Origin of the sequence: Streptomyces sp. NPDC002619 (assembly GCF_042889305.1) — a bacterium.
GTDB lineage: Bacteria > Actinomycetota > Actinomycetes > Streptomycetales > Streptomycetaceae > Streptomyces.
Window position 1 is genome coordinate 25,545 of sequence record NZ_JBIAQV010000013.1, and the last position, 16,069, is coordinate 41,613.

Sequence of the window (16,069 nt, forward strand, 5' to 3'; positions counted from 1 at the left end):
CAACTGCCACTAGATTCAATTCATGGCGGATGAGAAACGCGAGATCGAGCGCAAGTACGAATCCGACGACAGCGGTCTGCCCGACCTGACCAGCGTCGGCAAGGTGGCCACCGTCCTGGACCAGGGTGTCGTGGAGCTGGACGCCACCTACTACGACACCGCCGACGAATGCCTGGCCAGGCACGCCATCACCCTGCGCCGACGCACCGGCGGCTCGGACGCAGGCTGGCATCTCAAGTTCCCCGTCGCCCCCGACGTCCGCGACGAGATCCACGCCCCGCTCTCCGACACCCTGCCGCGCAGCCTCGCCGCCCTGATCCGCTCCCGCGTCCGCGACGCCGAGCTGCGCCCCGTCGTCCGCCTCCGCTCCGCCCGCGACCTGCGCCACCTCGTCGACGCCGACGGCAGACTGCTCGCCGAGGTCAGCGTGGACGAGGTGACGGCCGACCGGCTCTCCGGACCCGGCGAGGGCGGCAAGGCCCAGTGGACCGAGATCGAGGTGGAACTCGCCGACGACGTGGACCCGGCCTTCCTCGACAAGGTGGAGAAGCGGCTGCGCAAAGCCGGCGTAAGACCGTCCGCCTCCCCCTCGAAGTTGGCCCGCGCCCTGGCCGAGACGGCCCCGCCGGAGAAGAAGCGCAAGCAGCCGAGGACCGCGGCCGAACCGGAAACCGCGGGCGACCACGTCCTCGCCTACGTCCGCGCCCAGCGCGACGCCATCGTCGAGCTGGACCCGGCCGTACGGCGCGACGAGTACGACTCCGTCCACAGCATGCGCGTCGCCACCCGCCGGATGCGCAGCGCCTTCCGCTCGTACGGCAAGGTCCTCGACCGCACCGTCACCGACCCGATCCGCGATGAGCTGAAATGGCTCGCGGGCGAGCTGGGCGTGGACCGCGACCGCGAGGTGCTCACCGAACGCATCACCACCGCCCTCGGCGACCTGCCCCGCACCCTCGTCTCCGGCCCGGTCCGCGCCCGCCTGCGCACCTGGGCCAACGCCCGCCGCGGCGGATCGCGCCGCCGGCTGATCGGCGTCCTGGACTCCCAGCGCTATCTGACCCTCCTCGACACGCTGGACGCCCTGGTCGCGGACCCGCCCCTGCGCGCCGCAGCCGCCGGAAAGCCGGAAAAGGTGATCGCCAAGGTCGTACAGAAGGACTACGCGACCCTCTCCGCCCTGGTGGAGCAGGCGATCGAACTGCCGCCCGGCCACGACCGCGACCTCGCCCTCCACGAGGCCCGCAAGAAGGCCAAGCGGACCCGGTACGCGGCGGAGGCGGCCACCCCCGCCCTCGGCGACCCGGCGGCCGCCCTGACCAAATCCATGAAGTCCCTGCAGAACCTGCTCGGCGACCACCAGGACAGCGTCATGGCCCGCCAGGCCCTGCTGGAGCTGGCCGCCCTGGCGCACGCGGCAGGGGAGAGCTCGTTCACGTACGGGCTGCTGTACGGGCGCGAGGAGCAGCGTGCGGCGGCCGTGGAGGCCGAGGTGCCCGGGTTCTGGGAGAGTGCCGGGGCCGGGGCGTCCGTCTGAGCGTACGGGGGAGGTCCCCGGGCGGGTTACGCTTGATGGTCACCCCTGTCCGCTCACGAAGGTTCGCGAGATGCCTGCCGAGGCCGCCGAGTCTGTGTTTCCGCAGCTCGAAGCACTGCTCCCGCACGTGCAGAAGCCCATCCAGTACGTCGGCGGAGAGCTCAACTCCACGGTCAAGCCCTGGGAGTCGTGCGACGTCCGCTGGGCGCTGATGTACCCGGACGCGTACGAGGTCGGACTGCCCAACCAGGGCGTCATGATCCTCTACGAAGTGCTGAACGAGCAGGAGGGCGTCCTCGCCGAGCGCACGTACAGCGTGTGGCCGGACCTGGAGGCGCTGATGCGTGAGCACGGCGTCCCGCAGTTCACGGTGGACAGCCACCGCCCGGTCCGTTCGTTCGACGTGTTCGGCCTGAGCTTCTCCACGGAGCTGGGCTACACGAACATGCTGGCCGCGCTGGACCTGGCGGGCATCCCGCTGGAGTCGAAGGACCGTGGATCGGACGACCCGATCGTGCTGGCGGGCGGCCACGCGGCCTTCAACCCGGAGCCGATCGCGGACTTCATCGACGCGGCGATCATCGGCGACGGCGAGCAGGCCGTGCTGGACATGACCCGCATCATCCGCGAGTGGAAGGCGGAGGGCCGCCCGGGCGGCCGCGAGGAGGTCCTCTTCCGTCTGGCTCGCACCGGCGGGGTGTACATCCCGGCGTTCTACGACGTCGAGTACCTCCCCGACGGCCGTATCGCCCGCGTGGTCCCCAACAAGTCGGGTGTCCCGTGGCGCGTCTCCAAGCACACGGTCATGGACCTGGACGAGTGGCCCTACCCCAAGCAGCCGCTCGTCCCTCTTGCCGAGACGGTCCACGAGCGCATGTCGGTCGAGATCTTCCGCGGCTGCACGCGCGGCTGCCGCTTCTGCCAGGCGGGCATGATCACCCGCCCGGTGCGCGAGCGCTCGATCACGGGCATCGGCGAGATGGTCGACAAGGGCCTGAAGGCGACGGGCTTCGAGGAGGTGGGCCTCCTCTCCCTGTCCTCGGCGGACCACTCGGAGATCGGCGACATCGCGAAGGGCCTGGCGGACCGCTACGAGGACGACAAGATCGGCCTGTCACTCCCCTCCACCCGCGTGGACGCCTTCAACATCGACCTGGCGAACGAGCTGACGAGGAACGGCCGCCGTTCCGGCCTGACCTTCGCGCCGGAGGGCGGCTCGGAACGCATCCGCAAGGTCATCAACAAGATGGTCTCGGAGGACGACCTGATCCGCACGGTCGCCACCGCGTACGGCAACGGCTGGCGCCAGGTGAAGCTGTACTTCATGTGCGGCCTGCCGACGGAGACGGACGACGACGTCCTTCAGATCGCCGACATGGCGACGCGCGTGATCCAGAAGGGCCGCGAGGTCTCCGGCTCGAACGACATCCGCTGCACGGTCTCGATCGGCGGCTTCGTCCCCAAGCCCCACACCCCCTTCCAGTGGGCGCCGCAGCTCTCGGCCGAGGAGACGGACGCCCGCCTCACCAAGCTCCGCGACAAGATCCGCGGCGACAAGAAGTACGGCCGCTCGATCGGCTTCCGCTACCACGACGGCAAGCCCGGCATCGTCGAGGGCCTGCTCTCCCGTGGCGACCGCCGCATCGGCGCCGTCATCCGAGCGGTCTACGACGACGGCGGCCGCTTCGACGGCTGGCGCGAACACTTCTCCTACGACCGCTGGATGAGCTGCGCGGACAAGACGCTGCCGGCGTTCGGCGTGGACGTCGACTGGTACACCACCCGCGAGCGCGCGTACGAGGAGGTCCTCCCCTGGGACCACCTCGACTCGGGCCTGGACAAGGACTGGCTCTGGGAGGACTGGCAGGACGCCCTCGACGAAACAGAGGTCGAGGACTGCCGCTGGACGCCGTGCTTCGATTGTGGGGTGTGTCCGCAGATGGATACTTGGCCACAAGTAAGCAACAGCGGCAAGAAGTTGCTGCCGCTGGCGGTCAAGAACGCGGCGCCCGCGCCTGCTTCGAGTGGTCACGCGCACTGAGGTGAGCGAGGCACTGTCGCGGATCGCTGATGCGCTTGACGGCGCGAGCGAGGACGAGGTGGCTACGGCGTTGGCTGCTGTTGGCACTACGAGTCGTCGGCAGCCGGCGCCGCAGAGTGGGCCATGTACGCCTCTGCCGGGGCCTGGAGGCTCACCGGACGTCCACTCAGAGGGTGGAGTGGGTTTGAGCTTGCTGCGGCCGCTGTGCCGTGGTGTGGACGCTTTGAGTCGTTCCTGACTAAGCATCTGTGACTCAGCCTGGTTTTCCGCCTCAGACCACGGCTGAGTTACAACCTTCTCTACGGGGTCAAGCCCCGGCTGCGCTCCGCTCCGCCGGGCGCGCTTCCCGGCTCCGCTCCGCGCGCCGCTCCTGCCTCCGGCCCGCTCCGCGCGGGCTGCGCCGACGCGCGCCCACATGTGGATAGGGCCGGAGGCCATGAGCCGATCACCGCATAGAGCGGCCACGGTCAGAGCAGTGCCTCCGGCGGGGGATCGGCCGGCACCGGGATGGAGGGGGCGCCGTTCGCGGCCGCGGGTCCGTAGGGGCGTGCGCAGGGTGCTTCCATCCCGTACACCGTCGACCCAGGCAGAGCCGAGCAGACGCGGCCCATGGCGTCCAGTCGTTCGTACAGTGGCGCGCTCCACCTGGACGCCATGAACCACGCCCGCTCCACGGTGTGTGGGTCGACGGCGTACGGGATGGAAGCTGGGGAAGGTGGGGGGCGAAGAAGTAGTTGAGGCTTGAGCAGAGTTCAGTGCCAGATCCAGCGGGGAGCCCCGTTCCAGGCCTGTGCAAGCCGGTGTGACCCTTGAGCCCCCTTCCTGGCCTGGAGGGGGCTCGTTGGTCTGCAGTGGCTTGTGAGCCTGTGAGTCTGGTGCTGCGGTAGATGCCGAGGATCAGCCGACGCAGCCGGGCACCGGATTGCCCGCGCAGTTGTTCGGGCTATTGCGCGCGACCAAGCTGAGGCGCAGGGTCACGGTGCCGCCGTTGTTGTAGATGCCGCCGGCGTTCCCGGCGGTGTTGTTGCTGATGTTGCTGGTGGTCACGGTGGAGGTTCCGCCGGGGGCGTTGGGTACGCCGTTGGCAAGGCCGCCACCGACGCTCAGCGCGGTGTTGTTGGTGATGTTGGAGGAGTTGAGTGTCAGCGTTCCGATGTTGGCGACGGCGCCGCCTGCAATGTTGGCCGTGTTCCTGCTGAACTGGCTGGAGTTGACGGTCAGCGTGCCGTCGCTGACGATGCCGCCGCCGTTGTTGGCGGCGGTGTTGCCCGTGAAGACGGACGCGCCCACCCGTGCCTGGGAGCCGCTGAACACGCTGATGCCGCCGCCGAAGTTGGCGTGGTTGTGGCGGATCACAGAGCTGGTGACGTTCAGGGTGCCATTGCCCGTGACGACGATGGCGCCGCCGGCACCGTTCTGGACCGAGCTGCCCGTGGCGTCACCGTTGGTGAGGATGGCCGTTCGCAGGGTCAGGTTGCCGCCGCTGACGGTGAGGAGGCGGAACGTTCCCGACACTCGGGTGATGGTGCTGCCGCTGCCGTTGATCACGATCGGTGAGGTGATGGCGGGTAGCTCAGTGGTCAACTGGTAGGTGCAGCCGGGCGCCAAGTTGAGGGTGTCGCTCGAGGGGGTGCTGTTGGCGGTGTTGATGGCGGTCTGCAGGGCGGTTTCGCTGCATGCCACGGGCAGCGTCGCGGCCGAGGCAGAGGAAGCCAGCGCGACGGGGGCCAGCGTGGCGGCGATGCCCATGCCGAGCACCTGGGCGGCCCGAGAAGGGGTCTTACGCGTGAGCATGTCACTCCTTTTGAAGTCGTACCCGCTGCGGGCGTCCGGCCCCCGGAAAGGGTCATGCGGCGCCGCAGGCTTGGGCGTGGAGCGAGAAGTGCCCGACAAGCCGAGTGACATCACGGATTAGTCCCGATTTGCCCCCTATGGTCGCGCATGGTGCGCCTTGTTGGTCGATCCTGCCTCCCCGACCCGCCCGATCCAGCGACATGCGGCGAGGAGCGAGGGGCAAGTCGGCGTGCTCGCCGGGTGAAGAGATGGGGAGCGTGCCCCTCCCGTGCCCGTTCGAGCGGGGAACCACGGGTGTAGGCGGGCACCGCCCAGCACAACGGCTGACCGTTTCGCCTGGTCAGGGGCCGTTCTCACTGCTCAGTGGGCGGAAGCGGTGGGATTTGAACCCACGGTGACATCGCTGCCACGACGGTTTTCAAGACCGGGTCGCTACGGCCACCTATTCCGGTCTTGACCAGCAAGGATGCGTCTGGTCGTAGCGTCCAAGGGCATCCTGGCCCACACATGGCCCACGAAGTCTTGAAACCCTGCGGAGCCGCTACGGCTCATCTACCGACCCACCACGTCGTGCCCACCGGATCAGCGGGACAAGCAGGTAACGCCACGCGTCACGTCTGGCCGACTACAGGACTGGGTGCGCCGACTGGAGCGCTCAGTTGTCCGGTGCCGTCGAAGGTTGATCTTTGCCCTCGAAGGTTGATGATCAGTAGGTTCGTACCATCGAAGTTTGATCGGCACGGAGTGCTGGTGGTCAGGGGTGGCGGATGGCCTCGCAGCCGTTCTGGCTGCACTGGCACGACGGCAACTGCAGGCGTCGGCACGCTCCCAACTACTTCGTGCGCCTTTACTTCGTGCGCCTTGCGAACGGGCGGGGCCGGGTGGTGGGGTCCGGGCCGCTAACCGGCTTGATGAGGCGGCTGCGGAGGCGTTCGCGGCGACGGAGCGGGCCTGCCGGGCGGTGGACTCAGAGCTGACTAGCGTGGCTCACGGGGCAGGCATGGCTCCTTTCCTTACCCGGTTCCTTACCCGGTCGCCATAGCGTAAAAAACAGCTCAGTTCAATGCGGTTTCGCGTCCCCCAGGTGCTGCGCCGGGTCGGCATGGCGCCGGGACACCTCTGTCCGGCGAGCCGTCGCCGGCCGCGGTTCGTCGTCGGCGGCACCGGGCTGACTCGGCGGCGTATGCCACAGTGGTGAGGGTTGTGTGACGGCCGTGAGGGCGACTGGAGTCTTCGAGGGGGTGCGGGGGCGGCGGAGGCGTGCCCTGGTGGCATTGCCGTTCGCGTGGATCGCGGTGATCGCCCTCGCGGACGCACTGATCCCGTCGTACATCGAACTCGGACCGCTGCTGATGGCGGCGCCCGCCGTCACCGCCGCGTTCGCCGGCCCCAGGCTCACCGCGCTGGTCAGTGCCGTTGCCGTGGGCGCCCGGCTCACGGTGCTCTCACTGCAGCACGCGTTGGGGACGGAGATCCGGAACGGGGAGATCGCCTCGCTGGCCGTCGCCATGATCGTGCTGGTCGTCTTCACGGTTGTGCGCGACCGGCACAGGCGGCTGCTGAGCCAGGTGCGCTCCGTGTCCGAGACCGCGCAGAGGGTGCTGCTGCGGCCGCTGCCGGATCGGATCGGGCCGTTGACGGTCGCGTCGGTCTACCTCGCCGCCGAAGCCGAGGCGCACATCGGTGGCGACCTGTACGCAGCGGCGCGCACCGATACCTGCACCCGGCTGCTTATCGGCGACGTCCGGGGCAAAGGGCTGGCCGCGGTCGGGGACGCCGCGATGCTGCTCGGGTCCTTCTACGGGTTCGCCTACCGCCAGGCGACCTTGCCCGCGCTCACGGCACACCTGGACGGCAGCGTCAGATGGGATTCGCAAGGCAGCGGGGACAACGACGATGAGCGCTTCATCACGGCGGCGCTCCTCGACTTCCCCGACCACGGCGGCTGCGTCCAAGTGATCAACTGCGGGCACCCCCCACCGCTGATGCTGCATCGCGGCACCGTAGTGCCGCTCAACTGCAGCCAGCCAGCGCCGCCGCTCGGACTCGGCGAGTTCAACGGCCGCCAATACGTCCTCGACAAGTTCGCCTTCGAGGAGGGCGACATGCTGCTGCTGTACACCGACGGCGTTGTCGAGGCCCGTGACGAGTCCGGTGTCTTCTACCTGCTGGCCGAACGTCTCGCCGCGTGGAGTGACTGCACGCCCGACGACGTGCTCCAGCATCTGCGCACCGACCTCCTCGCCCACGTCGGGGGCCAGCTCGCCGACGATGCCGCAGCCATAACGGTCATGCGCATGCCGCTGCATCTGCACCGACCCTGGTCAGGGGCGTGAACCACAGATCGGCGTGGAATTCGCTGATGTGCGGCGGATCATTGATGCCCAACTCCACAGTGGACAACCGCTTTAGGAGCGAGGTTGGCGGTCACGCGCCTGACCTGTGGATTCCCCGCCTTGGATGGAGTGGGCGGCGTGCACCCCTGCGCACCCTGAGTCCCCGTGAGTCCCCGTCCGTTCTGGCACGAGAGTGGCACGGCTCCGGAGGCCGACGCGGTTCACCAGGTTTGCCCAGCTGAGAGGGCTTCGCCCGCTGTGGGCTGCCCGGCCATCCCACAGATACGCCGCGGGGCTGCCGCCGACCGCCGCTTTAGGAGTTCGATCTCGCCCCGGCGTGGTCGCGGTCCACCGCGTCCACGGGGGCCGCACGTGGCTGCCGGTTGTTGCCGCTGTCCGTGGTCGTTGATGTCAACGTTGGATGTCAGCGGAACAGCCCCGGCACCGGGCAGACCTCCAATGGCTCATCCGGCCGGTCGGCCCAGCCCCACCAGACGTGCCGATCGACGCACTTCCACAACGACCGGCAGGTCCGCCGGCCATCGTCCTCCCGCTCGGAGAGAACGAAGCCGCCGGACTTCATCGGCTGGCCGCACTCGGGGCAGGCCGGGGCGTCGCTGGTCATGTGGAGCACCCTAACGGGGCACCCGCTTCGTCCCCCCTGGATGCGACCCGGCGCTTAGAAGGCGCACAGCTTGTTCGCCCGCAGTGGGTCGCTGACCTGGGCAGTCGTGCGGCCCGGCGGAGCCTCGCATGTCGCCTTCGGCACGTCTTCGGCACGATGCCTGTCGGGGTCTGCGGACGGTCCTCAGTGGCCGGTCTGCTGATCAGCCTTGCGGCCGACCAGCAGGACCCCAGAAGCCCACGGCTCTGACCGGCTCAGGTGCCGTGGGCTTCTGTCATTGCTGGTCGGTCTCGGCTGACCTGGGACGGCCCGCAGTCGGCCCGGACTGCGCGCCGGGCCCACTTCATGGCTGGCGCTTCCCGGAGCGCGGCAGCGCCTGGGGAGGCCCCACCGCCGGGCGTAGGGATGCGGTGGGCCCTACCGCCTGCCTCCCGTGTTGCCCGCTGTCGGGGGCGTATGCAGTTTCGCTATCTCCTGTGCATCGTCATCGGTGCATTTCGGCGGGTGTGAGGGCTTCGGGCGCCGTGCCCACAGGTTCGTTCGCGGTGTCGGGTGCGTCGGTGCAGATCGTGCCGGCAGCTCGGAGGCGCCCGTCGAGCAGGTAGTGGTCGACGGCGTTTTGGATGCAGGTGCTCCCTTGTATGTAGGCGCCGTGCCCGTCACCGTCCCAGGTGAGCAGCCGGCCGGACTGGAGTTGGCGGGCGAGTGCTTGTGCCTGGTTGTACGGGGTAGCGGGGTCGCGCGTGGTGCCCACGACCAGGATGGGTGCCGCGCCGGGCGCGGTGATGGGATGCGCGGTCTGGTTGGCCGGGACGGGCCAGGAGGTGCACCACGTGAGAAACTGGACCCAGAATTTCCCGAACTGCGGCGCAACCTGTTTGAGTTCGGCGAGATGCGCCTTTGCCTGTGCGGCGGTGTAGCGGGGACCGAGGGTGGAGCTCAGGCAGCTGACCGCTGTCTGTGACTGGACGCCTAGGCTGTCGGAAAGTTGACCGCCGTAGGATTCCTGCAGCGTGGTGGTGTCACCGGCCAGCGCCTCCCGGAGCACTTGGCGGAGCGTCGGCCAGTTGGGAGCCCTGAGCAGGAAAATGGTCGTGATGAGCACCGTTTGCCCGTCGATGGTGATGTCCTTGCCTTGCCGCAGGGGGGTGCGATCCAGCCGGGCGACCAGGGAGTCGAGGGTGCGGCCGGCCTCCTTGACGGAGTGCCCCACCGGGCAGTCGCTACGGGCGGCGCAGTCGGTCGCGAACGCCTCCCAGGCGACCTGATGGCCCCGCGCCTGGCTCAGGTAGTGGCTGCCGGCATTGAGCGAGGGGTCGACGGCTCCGTCGAGCACCATGCGGCCCACGCGGGAGGGAAACAGTTCGGCGTAGGTCGCCCCGAGGTAGGTGCCGTAGGACCAGCCGATGTAGTGCAGCTGTTCGTCACCGAGGAGCGCGCGCATCAGATCCATGTCCCGAGCCGCGTCCAGGGTGCCGACATGGGGCAACAGCCGACCGGCGTGCCGGGCGCATGCGGCGGCGACCTCCGCCCACGCCGCGGCACTCTCCTGGATTTTCTGGTCCGTCGACGGGGTACTCGCGCCCGAGTCCGTGGCGGCCGTGGACGTATCGGTGCCGCAGTCGACCGGGGTGCTGTGGCCGACACCGCGGGGGTCGAGGGCAACCAGGTCGTAGGTCGCGTTCAGGCGCTCGAAGGCCGCGTTCACGGAGGCGAACTTATCGGGGGCGGCGGTGAGGTAATCGATGGCCGATTCACCGGGGCCGCCGGGGTTGAACAGGAGCGATCCGATCCTCGTGGCGCCGGTCCTGGTGGCCTTCTTGCGGGCGGCTTCGAGGTTGATGTCGCCCGCGTCCGGGTGGGCGTAGTCCAGGGGTGCTTTCACGGTCGTGCACTGGAATGCGGGCGTATCGGGGCAGGTCTTCCAGTGCAGTTCCTGCCCGTAGTAGCGCTGCAGCCCCGGCGGCACCGGGGACGTGGAGGCAGCGTCGGCCGCCCCCTGCGGGGCCTGTGCCGGGCTCAGTCGCGCGCTTGCCTGCTCCGGACCGATGGTCGTACAGGCGGTGAGCAGCAAACCGCACGTGCTCAGCACCGCGACGGTCCCGCGCAGCGCGCGTGCCGGTATGCGGCCGGAGTGCCGGACAGGGTTCATCGCCACGTCCTCCTGTTTGCGCCGATGGAATCCAGGACGTCGGACGACGGGGCCGGGTGATCACGGCCCCCATCCCGGGCGCCCCGTCGAGTACGACCCCGGCCCCCTCTCGGAACGAGATGAACGCGCTCCGTAATTCCATTATTGCTCTCTGTGTTCGATGAGGCGGATGCTGAAGGCCGAACGGGTGACGAAGGCGCGTTCTGGCCACGTGGCGGTTCGGATAAGAAACGCCGCCCGCCGAGACGCAAACCTGCTCACGATCCCTGTGCAGCTCTTCGCCGCGACCGCAAAGCACGGCATCGGCGGTGGACTTGATGGCGGCGCTGGAGGCCGGCATCCGCGCGGCGGGGACCGACTGATGACGCCACCTGCGACACCCGCTTTAGGAGCGAGGTTGGGCCATCACTGGCGTGACCAGCGGTTCCCTACCTTGCACCGAGTCGGACGGCACGCACCCCTGCCCACCCCGATTCCCCGTGAGTCCCCGCCCGATCTGGCACGGATGTGGCACGACCGCTCTTCGTCCCAAAGCAATGCTGGGGGGCCGGCACGCGGCAACGAGGTCCGACTTTCACGTCGACGGCTTGATCCAAACAAGACACCCCAGATACCCCCCTCGGCCGTGGCTCCTCGCACAGCCCTTATAACGGTCTGATCTGGCGGTTCAAGTGCTCGGCCTTACGTTCGTACCGCCGGTGCAGCCGTCGGCACCCTCCCATCCAGGACAACGCGGCCGTGAACATCGGCCGGGCCGCCGGACTGGCGCGGTGTCAGCCTGCGGAGCGCAGGGCACCTAGCCGTCCTCGGCCATAACGCAGTCTTCTGCTAAATGATGTTGAGGCAGTCGAGGAACGGTGTCGCGGCGGATGGGTCCCCCGTGATGCGGCAGTGGTCGCGCCAGGGTTTGCGGGTGGTGGCCCACGCGATGAAGTCGAGTGCCGTGCTGTGGACCCGGGTGGTGGCGTCCGCACCGGGTGCCACGGTCAGATGCCCGTCCGGCCCGGTCGCGGGAAGGATGGTGACGGTGGTGGCGCCCGGCCCGGTCAGGTCGAGGACGAGCGGCCGGCTGACGGTGGCGGTGAGTTCGGGACCCTGCATCTGGGGGAGGCCGGTGAGCATGAAGTCGACGGCGGGGGCGACCTGGCCGTCGGTCGGCTCCGGCAGAGTGAACGGGAGCGGGCCGTCCGGGGCGAGCATGTCGTTGCGCAGGTGGCAGAAGACGTTGAACGCCATGGTGTTCGCCAGGAGGTGGCGCGGATACGTCCCGAGCCCGGGCACCTCGACGAGCTCGTCGGCCCCGGGCGGTTCCTGGGCCGCTGCCAGGAGGTCCAGTTGCCGGGGGGTACTGTGCCGCCACTCGTCGAGGACTTTGGCATGGCTCCAGCCACGGCGTTCGTCGACGCGGAGGTCGTGGTAGCGCTCGCGGTTCTTCGGCAGTGAGGGGTCGGGTGGCGGGGGGTCCACCGCCTCGGAGGCGAGGGCCGCGAGGTGGGCCACCACGTCGATGACGCGCCAGCCGACGCACGCGGACGGCAGCTCCCATTGCTCGTCGTCCACCTGGGGGATGACCTCGGCTAGTTGCGCCGTGCTCGAACGCGCGGCGGCGAGGCCGACACCGGTCATCGTTCCTCCCTCGCCTCTCTCGAAGGGACGGCTCGGTCAGGATGCGGCCTGGCGGGACATGCGGTAGGTCGCGGCGACGTCCGCGCGGCCGAGTCCGTCGTCGGCCGCGCGGTCGAGGCGTTCACGTACGACTTCCGCGATGCCCAGGTGCAGGCCGGCGGCGCGGGCGGTGTCGGTGATCAGACCGGCGTCCTTGGCCGCGGCTTCGAGGGGGAAGGAGGGGGTGTCGAGGTCGTCGTCGATCATCTTCGGGCCCTTGCTCTGGACGTACTGGCTGTCGAGGCCGCTGCCGTCGATGACGTCGAGGACCAGGCGGGGGTCCACCCCGAGGGCGCCGGCGAGGGTGAGGGACTCCGCGATGCCCTCTACGGTGGTCAGGACCCAGGCGTTGTAGGCGAGTTTGAGGCTGCTCGGTTGGCCGACCTCGTCGAGCCACACGATGCGCGTGCCCACCGCCTCCAGGACCGGTTGCACCTCTTCCCGTGCTTCCTTCTGGGGGGAGGCGGCCAGGATGGTCAGGGTGCCGGCCACGGCCGGTTCCTTGGTGCCGAGGACGGGGGCCTCGACGTACGCGACGTTCAGGCGGGTCGCCTGTTCCGCGAGGCGGCGACCGCCGTCCGGGGAGACCGTGCATGTCTGCGCCCACACCGTGTGGCCGTCCAGGCCGTCGCGGGCCTGGTCCATCACGTCGGCGACCACCTTCTCGTTCGCGAGCGCGGTCAGTACGACGTCGGCGCCGCGGCAGGCCTCGGCCGGCGTGTCGCACACCGCGGCGCCGACGTCGGCAAGCGGTTCGGCGGCGGCGCGGTTGCGGTTCCACGCGCGCAGTCCCAGTCCCGCCGCCGCAATATTGCGTGCCATGGCCTTCCCCATGGTGCCCGTGCCGAGCACCGCGACCACGGGCCTTCTCCGCCCGGACGACGGCGTCCGGTTCGCTCCGCTCATCGTCGCGCCTCCATACGCTCGGCGGGCCGCGCGCCGCGACAGCCGGCGAGCGCATGCCTGTGGTGTCGACTGCCACCCGGTACCGGGGGTTCAGGCGTCCTGGCCGATCCAGACGGTCTTGGCGTTCATGAACTCCCGCATGCCGAGGTCGGACAGCTCGCGTCCGTAGCCGCTGCGTTTGACGCCTCCGAAGGGGATTTCGGGGTAGCTGGTCGTGTTGCCGTTGATGAAGGCCATGCCCGATTGAACGTCGCGGATGAACAGTTCGCGTTCGGCCTCGTCCTCGCTCCACAGGTTCGACCCGAGGCCGTAGGGGTGCCCGTTGGCCTCCCGCAGGGCCTCCTCCAGGGAGGGGACCGTCCACACCTGCGCCACGGGGCCGAAGACCTCTTCGTGGTACATCCGCATCTCCGGCGTGACGCCGGTCAGCACGGTGGGCGGGTAGAACCAGCCGGGGCCGTCCGGGCGTTGGCCGCCCAGCAGCACCGTCGCGCCCTTGCCGACGGCGTCGTCGACGTAGGATTCCACATCTTGCCGGCCGGACTCGGTGGCCAGCGGCCCGACGTCGGTGCCCTCGTCCATCGGGTCGCCCACCACCAGCGCGCCCATCTTCGCCACGAACATCTCGATGAACGCGTCACTGATGTCCTGGTGGACGAAGAACCGCTTGCCGTTGATGCAGGACTGCCCGTTGTTCAGGCACCGCGCCTTGACCGCGACATCGGTGGCCCGCTCCAGGTTCGTGGAGGGCATGACGATGAACGGGTCGGAGCCGCCGAGTTCGAGGACCACCTTCTTGATCTCGTCGCCGGCGATGGTGGCCACCGACCGTCCCGCCGGTTCGCTGCCGGTCAGCGTCGCGGCCGCCACCCGCGGGTCGCGCAGCACCTGCTCCACCCTCCCCGCGGAGATCAGCAGAGTCTGGAACACGTCGTCCGGGAAGCCCGCGTCACGGAAGAGCTCTTCCAGGTACAAGGCGCACTGCGGCACGTTCGAGGCGTGCTTGAGCAGGCCCACGTTCCCCGCCATCAGGGCAGGCGCGGCGAACCGCATGGCCTGCCACAAGGGCAGGTTCCACGGCATCACCGCGAGCACCACACCGATCGGCTGGTACGTCACGAACGTCTGCTTCGCGCGCACGCGCCCGGCGTCACGGTCCAGGTCCCGCAGGAACGCGGGGCCCTCGGCGGCGTAGAAACGCAGCCCGTGTACGCACTTGACCACTTCATCCTCCGCCGCACGGAAGGTCTTGCCCATCTCCGTGGTGATCATCCGGCTGACGCTCTCGATCTCCTTCTCCAGACGCTCGGCCGCATGCTGCAGCCATCCCGCCCGCTCCTCGATGCTCGTCAACCGGTACGAGGCGGCCGCGGCCGCGGCCCGGGCAAGCTTGTCCTCCAGTTCCTCGGGAGTCAGTTCGTCGAACCTCTCGAGGACCTCACCTGTCACAGGACTCGTCGTTGCGATAGCCATGAATCAACCGTATGACCACTCGACAAGACCGGCAATTCACCCGTTTGCCCCACTCTCGCCCGCCCCGCACAGCGTCAGGCCCCATCTTTTGCAGCCATACGTTCCACCGGCAGTCCAACACCCCGCGGTCCAACAGCGAGCGACCCGCCAAGCGGCCACGGGATATAGAGCGGGAGTTGCTTGCGTGGTCGCTGGAGGAGTACTTGCCCCCTGCACCTGCGCGAATCCTGGACGTCGGCGTGCTGGTGCAGCTCTAGCGATCCAGACATCAGGGGGTGGCGAGAAACTCGAGTTGAAGGTTGTCAGGATCACGGAACACGACAGTCCGAGTAGGCGAACGGTTCCGTCTCGTCCCTGATGGGTGTGTGTGCGATTCCCAGCTCGTCGAGCCAGGACATCCAGGATTCGAGGTCGGCACGCGAGCCGACTTTGAACGATACGTGATCCAGTCCTGTCCGGGATTCGAGAAATCCCTCGTGCTGGTTGCCCGTGTTCTCGTGCAACCCGATCACGACACCGGAGCCGGGTGTGATCAACAGGACTCCGTACCCCGTGGATTCGCGGTAGAGATGTGCGAACTTGTAGTCCACGCGCTCGGCGCTGAACAGTCGCTGGTACCAATCCAGACTGTCCTGCAGGTTGGATACAGTGAGGGAAATGTGGTGGACTCCGGTGATCCTGGAGCCGGCGACGACCTGACTCATGACTGGCATCCGGTGGAGGATAATTGATATCCCCCTTGGCTTCGCCCCCGGTCAGGACAGAACCTTGACGAGCTCTTTGGCGAGAGGGCCGGAGGAAGCGGGGTTCTGTCCTGTGAAGAGGCTGCGGTCCACGACCGTGTAGGGCTCCCAGGCAGGACCTCGCGAATACTGGGTGGGCAGCCTCTTCAGCTCGTCCTCCAGCAGCCACTTGGCTTTGTCGGCGAAACCGACGCCGGCCTCCTCTTCGTTGCAGAAACCCGTCAAACGGTAGTTCGCGAAGGGCGTGTTGCCGTTAGCGTCACGGGTCGCGAGGAGAGCGGCCGGGGCGTGGCAGACGATGCCGAGTGGATTGCCGGAAGCGAGTGCCTTTCGCAGCAGTGTCCCGGAGTCGGGGTCGACCGAGAGGTCTTCCATCGGGCCGTGACCTCCGGGGTAGTAGACCGCGTCATAGTCCTCGAGGCGCACCTCCTTGAGGGAAATGGGATGCCGCAGTTCATCCGCCGACTCGATGACGGCCTCCTCCCGAAGGGCGTTCTCCTCGCCGCCCGCCATGCGGGGCTCCAGGCTCATCGTGTCCACCACGGGGACGACTCCACGCGGAGTTGCCACGGTGACCTCGTGTCCGGCGTCGGTGAACACGCGGTAAGGCGCCACGAACTCCTCGGCCCAGTAGCCGGTGGGGTGTCGGTGCCCGTCCTTCAGGGTCCAGTAGCTCGCGCCGGTCAGCACGCACAGGATCTTGGCCATAGGACGCTCCTGTGGAAGACGTCGCCCTAGAAACGATGTAGGGACCGTTCAAACGTATGCGACAAGTGTGAGCAGGCCTCTTGGAGGCT

The 16,069-nt window shown here is 68.5% G+C and carries 11 protein-coding genes; 3 read left to right on the forward strand and 8 right to left on the reverse strand.

Going from position 1 to position 16,069, the window contains the following annotated elements:
• The first annotated feature begins 22 nt into the window (after positions 1–22).
• A complete protein-coding gene (locus tag ACFYXB_RS21420; RefSeq protein WP_389584623.1) occupies positions 23–1,537 on the forward strand; it encodes a CHAD domain-containing protein in 1,515 nt (504 codons plus the stop codon).
• Positions 1,538–1,607: 70 nt separating this feature from the next.
• Entirely contained in the window at positions 1,608–3,578 is a 1,971-nt protein-coding gene (locus ACFYXB_RS21425) for a TIGR03960 family B12-binding radical SAM protein (protein ID WP_389584626.1), read from the forward strand.
• Positions 3,579–4,475: 897 nt separating this feature from the next.
• On the opposite strand, the gene ACFYXB_RS21430 is transcribed toward ACFYXB_RS21425, so the two are convergent.
• Positions 4,476–5,372: a hypothetical protein gene (locus tag ACFYXB_RS21430; RefSeq protein ID WP_389584629.1), complete on the reverse strand. Its 897-nt coding sequence runs from the start codon at positions 5,370–5,372 to the stop codon at positions 4,476–4,478.
• 1,268 nt (positions 5,373–6,640) lie between these two features.
• Here ACFYXB_RS21430 and ACFYXB_RS21435 point away from each other — a divergent pair.
• Entirely contained in the window at positions 6,641–7,708 is a 1,068-nt protein-coding gene (locus ACFYXB_RS21435) for a PP2C family protein-serine/threonine phosphatase (RefSeq protein WP_389584632.1), read from the forward strand.
• A gap of 424 nt (positions 7,709–8,132) precedes the next feature.
• Here ACFYXB_RS21435 and ACFYXB_RS21440 read toward each other — a convergent pair whose 3' ends face one another.
• From ACFYXB_RS21440 to ACFYXB_RS21470, 7 genes are all read right to left on the reverse strand, one after another.
• Positions 8,133–8,333: a dehydrogenase gene (locus ACFYXB_RS21440; RefSeq protein ID WP_389584635.1), complete on the reverse strand. Its 201-nt coding sequence runs from the start codon at positions 8,331–8,333 to the stop codon at positions 8,133–8,135.
• A 484-nt stretch (positions 8,334–8,817) separates the two neighbouring features.
• The gene (locus ACFYXB_RS21445) at positions 8,818–10,485 is read right to left on the reverse strand and encodes an alpha/beta hydrolase (protein WP_389584638.1); all 1,668 of its coding nucleotides are present in this window, start codon (positions 10,483–10,485) and stop codon (positions 8,818–8,820) included.
• 828 nt (positions 10,486–11,313) lie between these two features.
• Positions 11,314–12,111: a maleylpyruvate isomerase family mycothiol-dependent enzyme gene (locus tag ACFYXB_RS21450; RefSeq protein WP_389584641.1), complete on the reverse strand. Its 798-nt coding sequence runs from the start codon at positions 12,109–12,111 to the stop codon at positions 11,314–11,316.
• Positions 12,112–12,147: 36 nt separating this feature from the next.
• Positions 12,148–13,098: an NAD(P)-dependent oxidoreductase gene (locus tag ACFYXB_RS21455; protein ID WP_389584950.1), complete on the reverse strand. Its 951-nt coding sequence runs from the start codon at positions 13,096–13,098 to the stop codon at positions 12,148–12,150.
• Positions 13,099–13,146: 48 nt separating this feature from the next.
• Positions 13,147–14,529, reverse strand: coding sequence for an NADP-dependent succinic semialdehyde dehydrogenase (locus ACFYXB_RS21460; protein WP_389584643.1), 1,383 nt, complete (start codon positions 14,527–14,529; stop codon positions 13,147–13,149).
• A 308-nt stretch (positions 14,530–14,837) separates the two neighbouring features.
• Complete coding sequence (locus ACFYXB_RS21465; RefSeq protein WP_389584646.1) at positions 14,838–15,233, reverse strand: VOC family protein; 396 nt, start codon at positions 15,231–15,233, stop codon at positions 14,838–14,840.
• Between the two features lie 51 nt (positions 15,234–15,284).
• A complete protein-coding gene (locus ACFYXB_RS21470; RefSeq protein ID WP_389584648.1) occupies positions 15,285–15,980 on the reverse strand; it encodes a type 1 glutamine amidotransferase domain-containing protein in 696 nt (231 codons plus the stop codon).
• Between the last annotated feature and the right edge of the window lie 89 nt (positions 15,981–16,069).